Origin of the sequence: Micrococcus sp. SL257, assembly GCF_026625585.1 — a bacterium.
Classification (GTDB): Bacteria; Actinomycetota; Actinomycetes; order Actinomycetales; family Micrococcaceae; genus Micrococcus; species Micrococcus luteus.
The window spans coordinates 882,663-900,398 of the sequence record NZ_CP113053.1; the positions used below are offsets into that span (position 1 = coordinate 882,663).

Annotated in this window: 15 protein-coding genes; 11 read left to right on the forward strand and 4 right to left on the reverse strand. The window is 75.2% G+C overall.

Features of this window, described 5'->3' with window-relative positions; all coding sequences use genetic code 11:
- Positions 1 to 3: 3 nt before the first annotated feature.
- The 5 genes from OVA32_RS04150 (at position 4) to OVA32_RS04170 (ending at position 3,748) form a co-directional block, all read left to right on the forward strand.
- Positions 4 to 1,329, forward strand: coding sequence for a CpaF family protein (locus tag OVA32_RS04150; RefSeq protein ID WP_144879409.1), 1,326 nt, complete (start codon positions 4 to 6; stop codon positions 1,327 to 1,329).
- Positions 1,330 to 1,433: 104 nt separating this feature from the next.
- Positions 1,434 to 2,453: a type II secretion system F family protein gene (locus OVA32_RS04155; protein WP_144879411.1), complete on the forward strand. Its 1,020-nt coding sequence runs from the start codon at positions 1,434 to 1,436 to the stop codon at positions 2,451 to 2,453.
- 176 nt (positions 2,454 to 2,629) lie between these two features.
- Positions 2,630 to 2,863 carry a DUF4244 domain-containing protein gene (locus OVA32_RS04160; RefSeq protein ID WP_036336908.1) on the forward strand — a complete coding sequence of 78 codons (234 nt, stop codon included), beginning with the start codon at positions 2,630 to 2,632 and terminating at the stop codon, positions 2,861 to 2,863.
- Complete coding sequence (locus tag OVA32_RS04165; protein ID WP_036384896.1) at positions 2,856 to 3,308, forward strand: TadE family type IV pilus minor pilin; 453 nt, start codon at positions 2,856 to 2,858, stop codon at positions 3,306 to 3,308. Before OVA32_RS04160 ends, OVA32_RS04165 begins: the two co-directional genes overlap by 8 nt.
- A complete protein-coding gene (locus tag OVA32_RS04170) occupies positions 3,305 to 3,748 on the forward strand; it encodes an Rv3654c family TadE-like protein (protein WP_036336906.1) in 444 nt (147 codons plus the stop codon). Before OVA32_RS04165 ends, OVA32_RS04170 begins: the two co-directional genes overlap by 4 nt.
- On the opposite strand, the gene OVA32_RS04175 is transcribed toward OVA32_RS04170, so the two are convergent.
- Positions 3,664 to 6,264 (reverse strand): DEAD/DEAH box helicase, encoded by a 2,601-nt coding sequence (locus OVA32_RS04175; protein WP_036384897.1) that lies wholly within the window; start codon positions 6,262 to 6,264, stop codon positions 3,664 to 3,666. The genes OVA32_RS04170 and OVA32_RS04175 overlap by 85 nt on opposite strands.
- Positions 6,261 to 7,034 carry a GNAT family N-acetyltransferase gene (locus tag OVA32_RS04180; RefSeq protein WP_036336902.1) on the reverse strand — a complete coding sequence of 258 codons (774 nt, stop codon included), beginning with the start codon at positions 7,032 to 7,034 and terminating at the stop codon, positions 6,261 to 6,263. Before OVA32_RS04180 ends, OVA32_RS04175 begins: the two co-directional genes overlap by 4 nt.
- Positions 7,035 to 7,126: 92 nt before the next feature.
- On the opposite strand from OVA32_RS04180, the gene OVA32_RS04185 reads away from it, so the two are divergent.
- From OVA32_RS04185 to proC, 6 genes are all read left to right on the forward strand, one after another.
- A complete protein-coding gene (locus OVA32_RS04185; protein ID WP_127445994.1) occupies positions 7,127 to 8,056 on the forward strand; it encodes a rhodanese-related sulfurtransferase in 930 nt (309 codons plus the stop codon).
- Positions 8,053 to 9,729: a DUF7059 domain-containing protein gene (locus OVA32_RS04190; protein WP_144818502.1), complete on the forward strand. Its 1,677-nt coding sequence runs from the start codon at positions 8,053 to 8,055 to the stop codon at positions 9,727 to 9,729. Before OVA32_RS04185 ends, OVA32_RS04190 begins: the two co-directional genes overlap by 4 nt.
- Positions 9,730 to 9,871: 142 nt before the next feature.
- A complete protein-coding gene (topA, locus tag OVA32_RS04195) occupies positions 9,872 to 12,706 on the forward strand; it encodes a type I DNA topoisomerase (protein WP_267715475.1) in 2,835 nt (944 codons plus the stop codon).
- Positions 12,707 to 12,711: 5 nt separating this feature from the next.
- Positions 12,712 to 13,734 (forward strand): exopolyphosphatase, encoded by a 1,023-nt coding sequence (locus tag OVA32_RS04200; RefSeq protein WP_036341216.1) that lies wholly within the window; start codon positions 12,712 to 12,714, stop codon positions 13,732 to 13,734.
- 2 nt (positions 13,735 to 13,736) lie between these two features.
- Positions 13,737 to 14,624: a sugar phosphate isomerase/epimerase family protein gene (locus OVA32_RS04205; RefSeq protein WP_036341218.1), complete on the forward strand. Its 888-nt coding sequence runs from the start codon at positions 13,737 to 13,739 to the stop codon at positions 14,622 to 14,624.
- Positions 14,621 to 15,451: a pyrroline-5-carboxylate reductase gene (gene proC, locus OVA32_RS04210; protein ID WP_036317279.1), complete on the forward strand. Its 831-nt coding sequence runs from the start codon at positions 14,621 to 14,623 to the stop codon at positions 15,449 to 15,451. The genes OVA32_RS04205 and proC overlap by 4 nt, the downstream gene beginning before the upstream one ends.
- A 15-nt stretch (positions 15,452 to 15,466) precedes the next feature.
- Here the strand turns inward: proC and OVA32_RS04215 are convergent, their stop codons facing one another.
- Together OVA32_RS04215 and OVA32_RS04220 are read right to left on the reverse strand one after the other, a co-directional pair.
- Positions 15,467 to 16,144 carry a potassium channel family protein gene (locus tag OVA32_RS04215; RefSeq protein WP_152743364.1) on the reverse strand — a complete coding sequence of 226 codons (678 nt, stop codon included), beginning with the start codon at positions 16,142 to 16,144 and terminating at the stop codon, positions 15,467 to 15,469.
- Positions 16,137 to 17,612 (reverse strand): TrkH family potassium uptake protein, encoded by a 1,476-nt coding sequence (locus OVA32_RS04220; RefSeq protein WP_036317276.1) that lies wholly within the window; start codon positions 17,610 to 17,612, stop codon positions 16,137 to 16,139. The genes OVA32_RS04215 and OVA32_RS04220 overlap by 8 nt, the downstream gene beginning before the upstream one ends.
- Positions 17,613 to 17,736: the final 124 nt, after the last annotated feature.

A 17,736-nucleotide genomic window follows, 5' to 3' on the forward strand; every position in this document is an offset into this window, starting at 1 on the left:
GCCATGCGCCCGTTCGTCCCCGCCGCCCCGGCCCGCCCGCCCCGGGGCCGCCGCCGCCGCCCCGCCCCGCCCGAGGGCAGCCGACGGTTCCCGTGGCCCCGCACTGACCCGGCCGAGCCGGAACGCACGCAGGTCGCCGCGCCGCCGCTGGCCGCACCCGCAGCGGGCCCCGGCGGGCTGGACGCCGCCGTCGTGCGCCTGCGCGTGGCCGAGGCCCGTGCGTCGGCCGCAGACGGGGCGGAGCCGCCGCTGGCCCCGCTGATCGCCGAGGCCCTCGACGCGCCGATCGACGACCCGCGCGTGGCGGCGCTGGTCGATGAGCTCGACGGCTTCGGCCCGCTCGCACCCTGGGTGCGCACCCCGGGCGTGACCGACGTGCTCGTGGACGGCGCGGGCGCGGTGTGGACCGACGGGGACGAGGGCCTCGTCCGCCGCCCCGGTCGGCTCGACCCCGAGACCGCCCGGGCGCTCGCGGTGCGGCTGCTGCACCGGGCCGGCCGCCGCCTCGACGCGGCGGTGCCGCTGGCCGACGCCCGCGTGGGCGGCGTGCGCGTCCACGCGGTCCTGCCCCCGGTCAGTGGCGATGGCACCCTGCTGAGCCTGCGGATCCCGGCCGCGACGACGCCGTCGCTGACCGCGCTGGCCGACGGCTGGCCGGACGGCGCCCTCTGGGCCGACGCCCTCGAGGCGCTCGTGCGCGACCGTGCCACCGTCCTGGTCAGCGGCGCGACCGGGGCGGGCAAGACCACGCTGCTCTCCGCGGCCCTCGGCCGGGTGCCGGGGGACGAACGGATCGTCGTCGTGGAGGACACGGCCGAGGCCGCGCCCGATCACCCGCACGTGGTCGCACTGCAGTGCCGCGCCGCCAACGCGGAGGGCGCCGGCGAGGTCGGACTGGCCGAGCTCGTCCGCCACGCGCTGCGGATGCGGCCGGACCGGCTCGTGGTCGGCGAGTGCCGCGGCGCCGAGGTGGCCGACGTCCTCACCGCCCTGAACACGGGACATCAGGGTGCGTGGGGCACCCTGCACGCCAACGCCGCCGCCGAGGTGCCCGCCCGGCTGACGGCCATGGCCTCCCTGGCCGGCTGGCGGCCCGAGACGGTGGCCGCGCAGGCCCGCGCCGGCGTGGACGCCGTGCTGCACATCGCCCGCGACGGCCACGGGCGGCATCCAGTCGAACTCGCCGTCTCGGACCCGCGCGCCGACGGGTTCGCCCTGCTGCCCGCCCTCACGTGGCGGCCCGGAACGGAGGCGGCGGGTGGGCGGACCGTCGAGGGACCCGGCGTGCCCGCGCTCGCGGCCCGGCTGGCGGGGCGGTGCGGCCGGTGAGCACGACGACGGCGGCCGGGCAGGCACGACGGTCGCGCGCTGGGCGTGCCGTGGCGCTGCTGCCCTGGCGGGCGGGGCGGGCGAGGCCGGAGGAGGAGACGGAGGTGCTTGTCGGCGTGCTGCGCCGCTGGGCCGCCCTCGTCGCGGCCGGCCTGACCGAGGAGCAGGCCTGGCGGGAGACCGCGTGCACCCTGCCCGCCTGCGGGTCGGAGCCGGGTGAGGCGGGGGCCGCGTGCTGCGCCCATCACCACGCCCGACGCCGGGCCGAGGCGCTGGCCTGGGATGTGCCGGCGTCGCATGCGGCGACCGGGGAGGCGGCGCGCCGCGGTGGGACCCTGCCCTGGCGGACCCCCGCACGGGACCCGGGCTGGGCGCTGGTCGATGCGGCGCTCGCGGCCGGGGCCCGGGCGGGTGCCGCTCCCGCAGCCGTGGCCCGGCAGCTGGCCCATAGCCTCGAGGCGGACGTGGACGCGGCCCGAGCCCGCCGCTCGGCCGCGGCGGGGCCGGGCGCGACGTCCCGGCTGCTGCAGTGGCTGCCCCTGGGCGGCCTCGGCCTCGCGTGGCTGCTCGGCACCTCCCCGGGGGACCTGGTCCGCTCGCCCTTCGGTGCCGTGGTCGCCGCGGTGGGTCTGCTGTTCTGGCTGGCCGGGCGGTCCTGGACGCGCCTGCTGCTGCGTGCGGCCGCGCGCGAGCCGGCGGCGGTGGGGGCCGCCGTCGTGCTGGACGTGCTGGCGGCGCTGCTCAGCGCCGGCCGATCCCTGCCCGCCGCGCTGGACGACCTCGGCCGGACCCTGCCGGGCGCCCGCGGCCTGCGGGCCACGGCGGCGCTGCTGCTCTGGGGTCGGGACTGGGACGAGGCATGGGTGGGCCTCGATACGGACCCGGTGTGGGCCGAGACCGCCGCCCGACTGCGTCCGCTGCACCGGTCCGGAATGGCCGGCGCCCGCACGCTGGCCGAGACCGCCGCCGCCGTCCGTCAGCAGACCCGGCGGGCGGACGAACGGGCGGCCGAGGAGCTCGCAGTGCGCCTGGTGATGCCGCTGGGGCTGTGCCTGCTGCCCGCCTTCGTGTGCTGGGGCGTGGTGCCCGTCGTCATGGCCCTGCTCGGGGCGGGACCGGGCTGAGGCCGTGGCGACGCCAGGGCGTCCGGTCCTGCACAGGGCCCCGATCGCCCCGGCCCATCCCCGGATCCGCATCGCCCCCGGCGCGCGGGCCCCGGAGCGGGCCAGCCTGGGACCAGCGGCCCGGCCGGGCCGTCACCACCGCCCCGCACCGCGGGGCCCACTCCAGGAGGACCACCATGACCCACCGCTCCCACTCCGCCCAGCCCGCCGTCACCCGCCCGAGCGAGCGCGACCGCCTCGCCCGCGTCGTCGACGCCGCGGGCGAGGAGACCGGCGCGATCACGGCCGAGTACGGCATCCTCACGCTCGCCGCCGTGGGCTTCGCGGGCGTGCTGGCCGTCGTGCTCACCAGCCCGGACGTGCAGTCGCTGCTCGTGGACCTCGTCACCGGGGCGCTCCAGCGTGACTGAGCACCCGACCTCCGCCCCGCCGTCCGCGCGCCGTACGGGCGCCCGGACGGCGGGGCGGCCCCGGGGGCTCCGGGGCGGCGAGACCGGGGCCGTCACGGCCGAGTACGCGGTGCTGCTGCCCGTGATCGCGTTCGTGCTCGTGTCCGTCCTGCTGGCCGGCGCCGCCGCGGTGCAGCAGGTGCGGGGTCAGGACGCGGCGGCGTCGGCCGCCCGCATCCTCGCCCGGGGCGACGACGAGGCGGCGGCCCGCGACGCGGTGGCGCGCATGGCCGGCGACGACGCCTCGCTCTCGCACACCGTCGAGGGCGGCTGGGTGACCGTCGAGGTCGTCCAGCCCGGCCCCGGGCCGCTCGCCTGGGCCGAGGCCCTCACCCTCACCGCGCACGCCGCCGCCCCCGAGCAGCGGCCCGGAACGCCCGCCGCTTCGCCGGAGGACCGGTCATGACCCGCGGGAGGGCGCCCGTGCGGGGCGAACGCGGTTCGGGCACCGTGTCCGTCCTGGGCACGGCCGCCCTGGGGGCGGGGCTGCTGCTGGCCGTCGCGGCGCTGGGGCAGGCCTCGGTCACCGGCGCCCGGGCGGCCGGGGCCGCCGACCTGGCGGCGCTCGCCGCCTCCGACGCCCGGCGCGGGCTCTCCGACCACGAGCCGTGCGTCCTGGCCGGGCGGACCGCCGAACGCAACGGGGCCGCCGTCGTGGCGTGCGAGGTGCGCGAGGACGGGACGGTGCGCGTCGCGGTCGAACTCGCTCGCGCCCCGCTGCCGGCGGCCACGGCCGATGCCGTCGCGGGTCCGCCGCGGTCTCAGGCCCCGGGCGCCGCGTCCGCGGACCCGCCGGAGGCGCCGCCGCCCGAGCCGTCGGTCGAGGCGTCCGCCGGGACGAGGTGATCGGCGTGGTCCATCAGGAACCGCAGGACGGTCAGCGCGCCGGCCTTGTCCAGGGGGCTGTTGCGGTTGCCGCACTTGGGGGACTGCACGCAGGACGGGCAGCCCTCCGCGCACTCGCAGGCCGCGATGGCCCCCGCCGTCGCCTCGACCCAGCGTCGCGCCTGCTCGAAGCCGCGTTCGGCGAAGCCCGCCCCGCCGGGCCGGCCGTCGTAGACGAACACGGCGGGGGAGCCGGTGTCCGGGTGCAGGACCATCGAGACGCCGCCGATGTCCCAGCGGTCGTTCGAGGCGACGAGCGGCATCATGCCGATCATCGCGTGCTCGGCCGCGTGCAGGGCGCCGGGCAGGCGATCCGTGGTCAGTCCCGCGGCGATGAGCTCGTCCGAGGCCGCCTGGAACCACACCGCGGAGGTGAACAGGTCCCGCGCCGGCAGGTCGAGGGGCTCCTCGCCGAGCACCTCCCCGGAGACCAGGGCCTTGCGCTGGAAGGACACCACCTGGGTGCGGACCTGCACGTCCCCGAGGCACCAGCGCAGGGTGCCCTCCCGCGCGTCCAGGCGGCGGTGCACCGCCACGATCTCGATCTCCGTGACGTCCCGGGCCTGCGTGGTGAAGTCCGGCCAGGCGCGCGTGACGACCACCGCGTGCGCGTCCTCGTCCAGCTCCTCCACGAGGTACGTGCGGTCCTGGTGCACGTACACCGCGCCGGGATGCGCCTGGTAGTGGGTCTGGGGCGAGTCCATCGTGCCCAGCAGGGCGCCGGACTCGGCGTCGATGATGTCCATGGGCCCGCCGCCGTCGTCCCGCAGGGAGACCATGCCGGCGGCGTGCTCGGGGTGCGTCCAGAACCAGCCGGCCGGCCGACGGCGCAGCAGCCCCTGCTCGACCAGCACGTCCAGCAGGGCGCGCACCCGCTCCGGCTCCCCGAACCAGCCGAACGCCTCGGGCGTGATCGGCAGCTCGGCGGCGGCCGCGCACAGCTGCGGGCCGAGCAGGTGCGGGTTCTCCGGGTCCACCACGGTGTCCTCCACGCCCAGGTCGAACACGGCCTCCGGGTGGTCCACCACGAACGTGTCCAGGGGGTCGTCCGATGCCACGAAGAACGCGAGCGCGTCCTGGCCGCCGCGCCCGGCGCGGCCGATCTGCTGGAAGAACGACGCGCGGGTGCCCGGCCAGCCGGCCACCACCACGGCGTCCAGCCCCGCGACGTCGATGCCCATCTCCAGCGCCGGCGTCGAGGCCATGCCCAGCAGCCGACCCGAGCGCAGGTCCGCCTCCAGCTCCCGCCGCTCCTCGGGCAGGTAGCCCGAGCGGTAGGCCGCGACCCGGGCGCCGAGCCCCGGCTCGACCTCCTCGAGCTGCCGCTTGGCCGCGCTCGCGATGGCCTCGGCACCGCGCCGAGAGCGGATGAACGCCAGCGTGCGCACCTGCTGCAGGGCCAGGTCCGTGACCAGGTCGGCGGCGGCGGCCATCGCCGAGCGGCGGACGGGCGCGCCGTTCTCGCCCCGGCGGTCCGTCAGCTCCGGCTCCCAGAACGCCACCGTGACCGCCCCGTGCGGGGACGCGTCCTCGGTGACGGCTGTGGCCGGCGCCCCGATCAGTCGGGCGAAGTGCCCGGCCGGATCCGCCGACGTCGCCGACGCCCCGATGAACACGGTCTCCGGACGGTCCCCGCGGTAGTGGGTGGCGATGCGCCGCAGTCGACGCAGCAGGATCCCCACCTGCGAGCCGAAGACGCCCCGGTACGTGTGCGACTCGTCCACCACCACGAACGTCAGATTCCGGAAGAACGCGGCCCACCGCTCGTGGTGCGGCAGGATCCCCACGTGGAGCATGTCCGGGTTGGTCATGAGCACGGTGGCGTGCTCGCGGGCCCAGATCCGATCCTGCGGTGCGGTGTCGCCGTCGTAGGGGGCCGCGCGCAGCCCCGGGGCACCGTCCCGCTCGAGGGCGCGCCAGGAGGTCAGCTGGTCCGCCGCGAGGGCCTTGGTGGGGGCGAGGTAGAGCGCGGTGGCCCGGGGGTCGGCGGCCAGCCGGGTGCCGACCGCCAGCTGGTAGCCCAGCGACTTGCCCGACGCCGTGCCCGTGGCGAGCACGGTGTGCGTCCCCGCGCCGGCCAGGGCCGCCGCCCGTACCTGGTGCAGCCACGGCCGCTCGACGCCGCGCGCCGCGAAGGCCCTGACTAGGCCCTCCGGAGCGTCCGCGGGCCAGTCCGTGTGCCGGGCCTGCCGTGCGGGCAGCTCGGTGACGTGGCGGATCTGCTCGGGCAGCCCGGTCCGGCCCAGCGCCGCACGGAGTCCGGCCCCCGCCGGCGTGTCCGGGCGCAGGTCGCCGGGCGCCGTGACGGACAGCCCGGCCACGACGTCGGCCACCACCGCACCGACGGGCTGCGGCTCCGGTCCGGAGAAGTCCGGGGCGGCGTCGTCGACGGGCGGCGCGGAATCCGCCGTGCCGGGCGGCCCCCAGCCGCCCGCGGGATCCGCCCAGGGATCGTGCTCCGGGAGGTGGCCGGTCACGCCCCCATGGTGCCGGTGTGCTCGGCGGCGGGGTTGTCCTCGGCCAGGCCGCGACCCCAGATGGACACGGGGCCGAGGTCGGTCCAGGCCAGGTGGCGGTACAGCTTCTGGCCGTCCGGGGACGCGACGAGCAGGCCGCGGCTGATCTCACCCTCGCTCATGACCTCGGAGGTGAGGTAGCGCATCACGAGGGAGCCGAGGCCGCGGCGACGGTGGTTCGGGGACGTCCAGATCCGGTCGTAGACGGCGGTGCCGCCCTCCTCGGTGACCCAGCCGAGGGCGGCGAGCTCCTCCTCGCCCTCGGGCACGGTCGAGGCGCCGACGGCCAGGATGCGCAGGCGACGGCTGCCCTCCATCGGTTGGTCCACGCGGGCCTCATAGCCCTCGGGCAGCAGCGGGGGCTCCACGTCCTGCAGCTCGGGGTCCATGTCCATGGTCATGAAGCGCTCCGGCTCGGCCTGGGCCTTCAGACCCATGGCCTTCGGGTCCTCGCCGGCGTCGCCGAACACTGTGAGCAGGATCTGCTCCTGGTCCCGCACCGCCTCGCGCAGGTCCTCCAGCTCCCCGCGGGAGGGGTTCACCACCACGTGCTCCCACGTGGCCGGCACGTCCACCGTGGCGCGACCGGAGCCGCCGGGGATCATGCGGGCGGGGCGAGGGGTGCGCAGGGCCGCGCGTCGCCCCGCCTCCTGGCTCGTACGGTAGCCGCGCGATCGCGACCAGGCCGCGAACCAGATGTCGACCAGTGCCGGATCCAGATGCTCAGTCATGTCTGAAGGGTAAGGCGTGTGGCCGGTGCGGGCCAGGCCCCGCCCGCCCTCACGGCCGTGGCGTCCGGGGTCGCGCACTAGCCTGGACCTTGATGAGCACCGCCCCCCTCTCGCGCATCGCGCTGTACTACCGGTTCACCCCGCTCGCCGACCCCGAGGCGGTGCGGCTGTGGCAGCGCACGCTCGCCGCGTCCCTCGGCCTGACCGGCCGGATCATCGTGTCGCCGCAGGGGATCAACGGGACCGTCGGCGGACCGGTCGACGCCGTCAAGCGCTACATGCGCGGCACGCGGGAGCATCCGGCGTTCCGGGACCTCGAAGTGAAGTGGTCGGACGGCTCGGCGGCGGACTTCCCCCGCCTCTCGGTCAAGGTCAAGCCCGAGCTCGTCGCGTTCGGGGCCCCCGAGCGCGTCACCGTGGACGCGGACGGGATCGTCGGCACGGGGGAGCGGCTCACGCCCGTCCAGGTGGACGCGCTGGTCGCCGAGCGCGCCGGCACCGCGAACCCCGTGCGCTTCCTCGACGGCCGCAACACGGTGGAGGCGGCCATCGGCCGCTTCGACGGGGCCGTGGTCCCGGACGCGCACACCACCCGCGACCTGCTCGCCGCCGTCGACTCCGGGGCCCTGGACCACCTCAAGGACGCGCCGCTGATCACCTACTGCACGGGCGGCGTGCGCTGCGAGGTCCTCTCCGCCCTGCTCAAGGACCGCGGCTTCGCCGAGGTCTACCAGCTCGACGGCGGCATCGTCCGCTACGGCGAGGCCCGCGGCGACGCCGGACTGTGGCGGGGCGAGCTGGCCGTGTTCGACCGACGCCTGTCCACCCGCTTCACCGCCGATGCCGAGACCATCGGCCGGTGCGTCACGTGCGAGGCCCCGACCTCGGCGCTGCGCAACTGCGCCGACCCGGCCTGCACCACGCTCGAGGTCCGCTGCGCGGCCTGCGCCGCCGACGACCCCGAGCACCGCTGCCCCTTCTGCGCCCACCGCCCCCACCCCGCCGAGAGGACCGAGGCATGAGTCCCGTCCCGACACCCCCGTCGCCCCCCGCCCCGCGGCTGACCCCGGCCACGGCCGCGGCCCTCGCCGCGGACCTGGCGGCCCTGCCGTTCACCACCGCCGCCGTCGAGGGGCTGCTCGGAGCCGTGGCCACGCTCGCCCTGGACCGCGAGCACGCCGAGGCCGCCCGCCGCGTCGTCGCCGGTCACCTGGCGGGCCCCGGCCGGCACGACGACGCAGCCGGCCCCGGCGACCGGCACGGCACGCGGGGCCTCGCCGCCGCCGTCGGGGCCTGGCTGCTCGGCGACCCCGTCCCCGCCGCCGACCTCGACGCCGCGCTGCCCAGCCTCGGTCTGGCCGGGGCCGTGGCGGCCGGGCTCGTCGTCGAGGGGCCGGACGGGCGCGTGCGCGGCGCGGTGGACCTCTCGCCGTACGACGCGGACGAGCCGGGCCGGATGTGGATCGCCTCGGACCTGACGGCCCTGCAGCGGCGCGGCCCGCTGCCTCCCGAGCACGTGCTCGGCATCGGTCGGGCCTCCCTCACGCTCGCCGGCGCCACGCAGCGCCGTCCCGTGGCCCGCGCCCTGGACGTGGGGGTGGGCTGCGGGATCCAGACCCTGCACCTGCTCGCCCACGCCGACCACGTGACCGCCACGGACCTCTCCGAGCGCGCCCTCGCCTTCACCCGGTTCAACCTGCTGCTCAACGCGGACGTGCTCGGCCTCGACCGGGAGCGGCTCGAGGACCGGGTCCGGCTGGCGGCCGGCGATCTGCTGGCGCCGGTGGCGGGGGAGCGGTTCGACCTCGTGGTCTCGAACCCGCCGTTCGTGATCACCCCGCGCACGGACCCGGACGCGCCCGTGCTGACCTACCGCGACGGCGGCCGTGAGGGCGACCGGATCGTCGCGGAGCTGATCGCGGCCCTGCCGGACGTGCTCGCCGAGGGCGGCACCGCGCAGCTGCTCGCCAACTGGGAGATCCCGGCGGGGGACACCACCGACGCCGACACCGCACCGTGGAACGCGCGCCCGCGTTCGTGGGTGGCGCCGGGGATGCAGGCCTGGTTGCTCCAGCGCGACCGGCAGGACCCCGCGGGCTACGCGGAGACGTGGCTGCAGGACTCCTCGCTCGAGCTCGACCCGCCCGCCTATGAGGCCGCCTACCGCGGGTACCTGGAGGACTTCGACGCCCGCGGCGTGGCCGGGGTCGGCTTCGGACACGTGTGGCTGCGTCGGCCCGCCGCGGACGGCTCCCAGGGCCGGGGGTGGGTGGTCGTTGAGGAGCTGACCCAGCCCGTGGATGAGGCCCTCGGCGCCGCGTGGGCCGCCGCCGTCGCCCGCCGGGACCGGCTCGCCGCGGGCGCCGGGGCCGGGGACGCCGTCGGGGACCCGGCCCTGGCCGCGCTGCGGGGCCTGCACCTGCGCGTGGCCGCGGACGTCACGGAAGAGCGGCACCAGCGGTTCGGGGCGGAGCACCCCGAGGTGATCCTGGCCCGGCAGGGCTCCGGGTTCCGGCGCGTGGCGCGCCTGGACACCGCGACGGCGGGCGTGCTGTCCGCCAGCGACGGCGAGCTGTCCGTGGGGCAGCTGGTGGGCGCGGTCGCCGCGCTGCTGGAGCTGGACGACGTCGGGCGGGCCGGCCTGCTGGCCGCGCTGCGGGAGCTGTACGAGGACGGGTTCCTGGTGGAGGGCTGACGATCGGGCGGTGGCGGGCGCGGGGACGCCGGGCGTTATCGTGGTCAGCGCGCCCTACGATGTGGGGACGTCCGTCCGCGGCGGACGCGGGTCGGCTCGCGTCGGCCCCGGATCCGCAACAATCCCGTCCCAGGAGGACCCGTTGTCCACTCCCCCCGCTTCCGTGACCGCTCCCGTGCCCTCGGGCAAGAAGCTGGTCATCGTGGAGTCCCCGGCCAAGAGCAAGTCCATCGCGAAGTACCTCAACGCGGTGGGCGAGGGCTGGGTGGTGGACTCCTCCGTGGGGCACATCCGCGACCTGCCCAAGCCCTCGGACCTGCCGGCGGAGATGAAGAAGGGCCCGTTCGGCAAGTTCGCCGTGGACACGGAGCACGGCTTCACCCCGTACTACGTGGTGCACCCGGACAAGAAGAAGAAGGTCACCGAGCTCAAGCGCGAGCTCAAGGACGCCGAGGCCCTCTACCTCGCCACGGATGCGGACCGCGAGGGCGAGGCCATCGCCTGGCACCTGCTGGACACCCTCAAGCCCACGGTGCCGGTGTACCGCATGACCTTCGGCGAGATCACCCAGGAGGGCGTGCGCCGCGGTCTGGAGAACATCCGTGAGCTGGACACGGCCCTCGTGGACGCCCAGGAGACGCGCCGCATCCTCGACCGCCTGTTCGGCTACGAGCTCTCGCCGGTGCTCTGGCGCAAGGTCTCCCGCGGGCTCTCGGCGGGCCGCGTGCAGTCGGTGGCCACCCGCCTCGTCGTCGAGCGCGAGCGGGAGCGCATGGCCTTCGTCTCCGCCCACTACTGGGGCGTGGAGGGCACCTTCACGGTGGCCGAGGGCGCGCAGGCCGCGGACGCCGTGGGCAGCTCGTTCACGGCCCGCCTCAGCACGGTGGACGGCCAGCGCGTGGCCACGGGCCGCGACTTCGACGACGCCGGGCGGCTCAAGGCCTCCGCCGGCAAGAAGGTGACCCACCTGGACGAGGCCGGCGCCCGCTCGCTGGCCGAGGGTCTGCGCGGGGCGGACTTCACGGTCGACTCGGTGGAGGACAAGCCGTACACCCGCCGCCCGGCCGCCCCCTTCACCACCTCCACGCTGCAGCAGGAGGCCGCCCGCAAGCTCCGCATGAGCTCCCGCGTCTCCATGCAGGTGGCCCAGCGCCTGTACGAGAACGGCTACATCACGTACATGCGCACGGACTCGGTGAACCTCTCGCAGGAGGCCGTGCAGGCCGCCCGGCGCCAGGCTACCGAGCTCTACGGGGCGGACGCCGTGCCGGCCCAGCCGCGCGTCTACGCCAAGCGCAACGAGACCGCGCAGGAGGCCCACGAGGCCATCCGGCCCGCGGGGGACTCCTTCCGGACCCCGGCCCAGGTCAAGGCCGAGCTGCGCCCGGACGAGTTCCGCCTGTACGAGCTGATCTGGAAGCGCACCGTGGCCTCGCAGATGGCCGACGCCAAGGGCTACACCGCCACGCTGCGGCTCTCGGCCACCGCGCAGGACGGCCGCCTCGCGCAGTTCAGCGCCTCGGGCACGGTCATCACGTTCAAGGGCTTCCTCGACGCGTACGAGGAGGGCCGGGACGCCGAGGTCGACGGCGAGAACGCGGAGGCCAAGGACCGCCGCCTGCCGCAGGTGGCCCAGGGCGAGCGCCTCACCGGTGACCCGATCGAGGCCACCGGGCACGAGACCTCCCCGCCGGCCCGCTACACCGAGGCGTCGATCGTCGCCGAGCTGGAGCGCCGCGAGATCGGGCGTCCCTCCACGTACGCCCCGACGATCTCCACGATCATGGACCGCGGCTACGTGTCCAAGCGCGGCACCGCGCTCGTCCCGTCGTGGACCGCGTTCGCGGTGATCGGGCTGCTCGAGGACTACTTCGCGAAGTACGTGGACTACGACTTCACGGCCCGCATGGAGGACGACCTCGACCGGATCGCGGCGGGCGAGCTCGGCCGCGAGGCCTGGCTGCAGACCTTCTACTTCGGGGCCCCCGCCGCGGAGACGGAGAAGGGCGTCGAGGGCCTCAAGCACGTGGTGGACAACCTCGGCGAGATCGACGCGCGGGCCGTGAACTCGCTGCCGATCACCGAGGACATCACCCTGCGGGTGGGCCAGTACGGCCCGTACCTGGAGCGGTCGCTGCCGGCCGACGCGGAGGCGGGCGCCACCCCGCCGCGCGCCAACGTCCCCGAGGACCTGGCCCCGGACGAGCTCACCCCGGCCAAGGCCGAGGAGCTGTTCGCCACCGCCCAGCCCTCCGAGCGCGAGCTCGGCACGGACCCGGAGACGGGCCGGACCGTCGTCGCCAGGGACGGGCGCTACGGGCCCTACGTCACCGAGGTCATCCCGGAGATGACCGAGGAGGAGCTGCAGGCCTGGCTCGACGCCCAGCCCACCGAGTACTACAAGAACGGCAAGCCCAAGCCGAAGAAGAAGCCGGCCAAGGAGAAGCCCCGCACCGGCTCCCTCTTCACGAGCATGTCCGTGGACACCGTGACCCTCGAGCAGGCGCTGCAGCTGATGTCCCTGCCGCGCGTCGTGGGCGCGGACGCCGAGGGCGAGGTCATCACCGCCCAGAACGGCCGCTTCGGGCCCTACCTGAAGAAGGGCTCGGACTCGCGCTCGCTCGAGTCCGAGGACCAGATCTTCAGCATCACGCAGGAGCAGGCCCTCGAGATCTACGCCCAGCCGAAGCAGCGTGGCCGCGGGGCCGCCAAGCCGCCGCTGGCCGAGTTCGGCGAGGACCCGGTCTCCGGCAAGAAGGTCACCGTGAAGGAGGGCCGCTTCGGCCCGTACGTCACGGACGGGGTCACCAACATCACCGTCCCGCGCGGCCGTCAGCCCGAGGAGCTCACGGCGGAGGAGGCCTACCAGCTGCTCGCGGACAAGCGTGCCAAGGGCCCGGCCACCCGCGGCGGTGCCAAGAAGCCGGCGGCCCGCAAGGCCCCGGCCAAGAAGACCACCGCGCGGAAGAAGGCCTGAGCGCCATGCGCCTCGGCGTCCTGGACATCGGGTCCAACACCGTCCACCTGCTGCTCGTGGACGCCCACCCGGGGGCCCGCCCCGTCGCCTACGCGGAGCACAAGCGCTCCCTTCCGCTGATCCGCTACCAGGACGCCGACGGGGCGATCACGGAGGAGGGACAGCGGGAGCTCGTGGACTTCGTCCGGGAGGCCGCCGCGTTCGCGGAGGAGCATCGGGCGGAGGACATGATCTCGTTCTGCACCTCGGCGATCCGCGAGTCCGCGAACGGCGCCGCCGTGCTGGCCCGCGTGCAGGCCGAGACCGGTGTGCACCTCTCCGAGCTCACGGGGGACCAGGAGTCGGCCATGACGTACTTCGCCGTGCGCCGCTGGCAGGGCTGGGGCGCCGGCTCCATCCTGAACTTCGACATCGGCGGCGGCTCCTTCGAGATCGCCTACGGCCAGGACGAGCTGCCCTCGCACGCCCTGTCCCTGCCGCTGGGCGCCGGCCGCCTCACCCGCGACTGGGTGCTCGAGGACCCGCCCAGCCCCAAGGCGGTGAAGAAGCTCCGCAAGCACGTGGAGAAGCGACTCGAGGAGGCGTATACGGCCTTCCCGCGCATCGAGTCGCCCGTGGTGGTCACCGCCACCTCGAAGACGTTCCGCTCCCTCGCCCGGATCACCGGGGCGGCGCCGTCGGCGGCGGGCCCCTTCGTGAAGCGGCACCTGCGCGCGGACGACCTGCACCTGTGGGTGAACCGCCTCGCGGCGATGACCGTCGCGGAGCGGGCGGAGCTGCCCGGCGTCTCGGACGTGCGCGCGCACCAGGTGTTCGCGGGGGCGATCGTCGCGCTGACGGCCATGCGCACGTTCGGCATCGCCCAGCTCGAGATCTGCCCGTGGGCGCTGCGCGAGGGCCTGATCCTCAACCGCCTCGACGCGCTCATGCTCGAGGGCCACCTCACCCGGGACGGCCGGCCCGGCGTCGGCCACGTGAACCTCAACCCGGACACCCTCCTGCCGGGACTGAGCCTGGGGGTGCGCTGACCATGCCGGACTCCACCGCGCACCTGGCCCCCGCGGCGCGCTTCGGAGCGGACATCCCCGTGACCCTGTCCTCCTCGTCCGTGTTCCCCCTGGGCACCCAGGACGTGTTCGCCACCGCCGAGGACCTCGGCTACGACGGCGTGGAGGTCATGGTCACGCACAACGCGTGGAGCCAGGACGCGCGGCGGCTGACGCGGCTGTCCGAGCGGCACGGGATGCCCATCGACTCCATCCACGCGCCCACCCTGCTGTTCACGCAGCAGGTCTGGGGCTCCGCGTGGTCCAAGATCCGCCGCTCCGTGGAGCTGGCGCAGGCCGTGGGCGCGGCCACCGTGGTCGCCCACCCGCCGTTCCGCTGGCAGGGCACGTACGCGGTGCGCTTCGCCGAGGGCATCCACGAGCTCATGGCGGAGACCGGCGTCGTGATCGCCGTGGAGAACATGTACCCGTGGCGGGCCTACGGCCGCAAGGCCAAGATGTACCTGCCGCACTGGAACCCGCTGCCCGAGCCGTACGAGCACATCTGCTGGGACTTCTCCCACGCGGCCATCGCGCGGGCGGACTCCCTGGCGGCCGTCCGCGAGCTCGGCCCGCGGCTGCGGCACGTCCACCTCACCGACGGCAACGACTCCGGCAAGGACGACCACCTGGTCCCCGGCGAGGGCACCCAGCCCGTGGCCGAGACCCTGCGCCACCTGGCGACCGCGGGCCTGGCCGGCACGGTGTGCGTGGAGGTGGGCACGCGCGGCGTGGAGTACGCGGGCCAGCGGGAGGAGATGCTCGCCGCCTCGCTCGCGTTCGCCCGCGAGCACCTGGCCGCCGGCGGGACCGACCACCACCACGACGGCGGCGTTCTGCGCCCGACCACGAAGGAGATGGACCGACCATGAAGCTGACCATCCTGGGCCTGGGCACCATGACCGGCGCGATCCTCGCCGGAGCCCTCGAGGCCGGCGCCGTGCGCGCCGAGGACGTCACCGCGACCACCCGCTCCGCCGCCTCCGCCGAGAAGGCCGCCGCGCAGCACGGCGTCACCGTGACCTCCCAGGAGCGGGACGAACGCGCCAACCATGCCGCGGTCGCTGAGGCGGACATCGTCCTGGTGGGCGTGAAGCCGAAGGACATGGTCGCCACCCTCACGGACCTGGCGCCGTCGCTGCGCCCCGAGACCGTGGTGGTGTCCGTGGCAGCCGGCGTCACCGCCGCGACCATGGCCGCCGTGCTGCCGGCGGGGCAGCCGATCGTGCGGACCATGCCGAACACGCCCCTGACGGTGGGCTCCGGCGTCGTGGGCGTGGCCCCCGGGCCGGGCGTCACCGAGGAGCAGACCACCGCCGTGCGCGCTCTCTTCGAGGGCTCCGGCCTGGTGGTGCCGGTGGCCGAGGAGCAGCTCTCCGCCGTGGTGGCGACCGCCGGCTCCGCCCCGGCCTACGTGTTTCTGCTGGCCGAGCTGATCGCCGCCCACGGTGCGGAGATGGGACTGGACGCCGCCTCCGCCGAGGCCATGGCCGCGGCCACCGTCAAGGGAGCCGGCATCATGCTCCAGCAGGAGGGGGCCAGGGCCGAGGCTCTGCGCAAGGCCGTGATGAGCCCGAACGGGACCACCGAGAAGGCCGTGGAGGCGTTCCTGGACGGCGGCATGGGCGACCTCGTGAACCGTGCCATGGACGCGGCCGCGCAGCGCGACAAGGAGATGGCCGAGGAGTTCGGGGCCTGACGGCGCGGGCATGCCTCAGGGCCGGGCCGCGAACCGGTCGATGAGGTCGGTGTGGCCAGAGACGATGAGGGTGTCGCGCGGGCCCACCCGGGTGTCCGGCTGGGCGTAGGTGAAGTCCTCGCCCGGGGTCTTCACGCCCACCACGGTCACGCCGTACTTGGAGCGCACCTTGGACTCGGCGAGCGTGAAGCCCACGCACTCGGCCGGCGGGTACATCTTCACGATCGCGAAGTCGTCGTCGAACTCGATGAAGTCGAGCATGCGCCCGTTCACGAGGTGGGCGGCGCGCACGCCGGCGTCGTGCTCCGGGAAGATCACGTGGTTCGCCCCGATCCGCTTGAGGATCGTGCCGTGCGCCTCGCTGATCGCCTTCACCCAGATGTGGGGGATCTCCAGGTCCACGAGGTTCACGGTGATCAGCACCGATGCCTCGATGGAGGTGCCCACGCCGACCACCGCCGTCGAGAAGTCCTGCGCACCGAGCTGGCGCAGGGCCTCGGAGTCGGTGGCGTCCGCCTCCACCACGTGGGTCAACGAGGGGGCGTAGCGCTGCACGAGGACGGGGTCCCGCTCGACGGCGAGCACCTCGCGGCCCTGTGCGACGAGCTCCTCGGCCGTGGCGGCGCCGAAGCGGCCCAGCCCCACGAGGAGCACGGGGGCGTTGGGATCGGTGCGCTGCGGGGTGTCAGCCAATGACCGGCCTCTCGACGGGGTAGCGGTAGAGCACGCGCCGCTGGCGCAGGGCCAGGGCGGCGGCGAACGTGATCGTACCAACGCGGCCCGCGAACATCATGGCCGTCAGGACGTACTTGCCGGCCGGTGGGCTCTCCGCGGAGACGCCCACGGAGAGCCCGCACGTGCCGAACGCGGAGATCACCTCGAACAGGGGCCGCTGGAGGGACTCGTCGGTGATGTGCACCAGCGCCAGAGTGGCCACGAGCACGAGGGTGGCACCGAGGGCGAGCACCGCGATGGCCACGCGCAGGGACTCGGGGGCGATCGTGCGGCCGTGCGCCGTCACCTCGCGGTCGCCGCGCGCCTCCGCCACGATCGCGAGGAACATGATCGCCAGCGTGGTCACCTTGATGCCGCCCGCGGTGGAGGCGGACCCGCCGCCCACGAACATCAGCGCGTCCATGAGCAGCAGGGACTCGGGCCGGTGCGCGTTCGTGTCGTCGATCGCGAAGCCGCCGGAGCGGGTCATCACGGAACCGAAGAGCGAGTGCCCGACCCGCTGCCAGAAGCCCATCCCGGCCTGGGTCGCCGGGTTGCCCGCCTCGAAGAAGAAGAGGGCGACGGCGCCGAGCACCAGCAGCGCCAGCGTCACCTCGACCGTGAGCTTGGTGTGCAGGTTCCACTGCCGGAACCGCCACCCCTTCTCCAGCAGCACCATGACCACGGGGAAGCCGAGCGCACCGAAGAACACGCCGACGCCGAGCACCGTGATGATCACCGGGTCGTGCATGATCTCCGGCAGGCCGTCCACGTGCAGGCTGAACCCCGCGTTGTTGAAGGCGCTGACCGAGTAGAAGACCCCGTGCCACAGGCCGGTGAGCCACGAACCCGAGATGGCCGCGAACCGCGGCACGAGGAAGAGCGCCAGCGCGGCCTCGGCGGTCAGCACCGTCAGGACGACGACGCGCAGCAGCTGGCCGACCTCGCCGAGACTGCCGGAGGTCATGCCCGCCTGCTGCGTCGCCAGCTTCGATCTCAGGCCCAGATGCCGGGAGACGGCCAGCGTGAGCAGCGAGGCCATCGAGAGGATGCCCAGGCCGCCGATCTGGATGGCCACGAGGATGATCACCTGGCCCGCGGGGGACCAGTGCACGGCCGTGTTGACGGTGGTCAGACCGGTCACGGAGAAGGCGGAGACCGCGGTGAACATGGCGTCGTGCAGGGGGGTGGCGTGACCGTCCGCCGCGGCCCACGGCAGGGCGAGGAGCCCGGTGAACACCAGGGCCATGAGGGCGAAGGCGGAGAGGGCGGCGCGGGCCGGGGAGCCACCCACCACGGAGCTGACGGCGCGGCCCGAGCGCCGCAGCACCGTGCGCAGGTCGGTCGAGGACTCCAGCGTGGAGGCCTGGCCGGGCCGGGGGAGGCCACCGGGCCGGCGCACCCCGCCGTGGCGGCGGGCGTGCGGAGTCGGACGGGGACCTGCCACGGGGCACCTCCTGCACGGGGGACGGGAAACGGACCGGCTCCCAGTATCGCGCGCGCCGTGGCCCGCGCGTCACGCGGGCGAGACATCCGAGGCGATCGTCGCCACCGTGCCGCCCGGAGCCCTA

Coding starts and splice junctions, on each gene's coding strand:
- OVA32_RS04150 (WP_144879409.1), top strand. CDS start 4: ATGCGCCCGTTCGTCCCCGCCGCCCCGGCCCGCCCGCCCCGGGGCCGC.
- OVA32_RS04160 (WP_036336908.1), top strand. CDS start 2,630: ATGACCCACCGCTCCCACTCCGCCCAGCCCGCCGTCACCCGCCCGAGC.
- OVA32_RS04170 (WP_036336906.1), top strand. CDS start 3,305: ATGACCCGCGGGAGGGCGCCCGTGCGGGGCGAACGCGGTTCGGGCACC.
- OVA32_RS04180 (WP_036336902.1), bottom strand. CDS start 7,034: ATGACTGAGCATCTGGATCCGGCACTGGTCGACATCTGGTTCGCGGCC.
- OVA32_RS04185 (WP_127445994.1), top strand. CDS start 7,127: ATGAGCACCGCCCCCCTCTCGCGCATCGCGCTGTACTACCGGTTCACC.
- OVA32_RS04190 (WP_144818502.1), top strand. CDS start 8,053: ATGAGTCCCGTCCCGACACCCCCGTCGCCCCCCGCCCCGCGGCTGACC.
- OVA32_RS04200 (WP_036341216.1), top strand. CDS start 12,712: ATGCGCCTCGGCGTCCTGGACATCGGGTCCAACACCGTCCACCTGCTG.
- OVA32_RS04205 (WP_036341218.1), top strand. CDS start 13,737: ATGCCGGACTCCACCGCGCACCTGGCCCCCGCGGCGCGCTTCGGAGCG.
- proC (WP_036317279.1), top strand. CDS start 14,621: ATGAAGCTGACCATCCTGGGCCTGGGCACCATGACCGGCGCGATCCTC.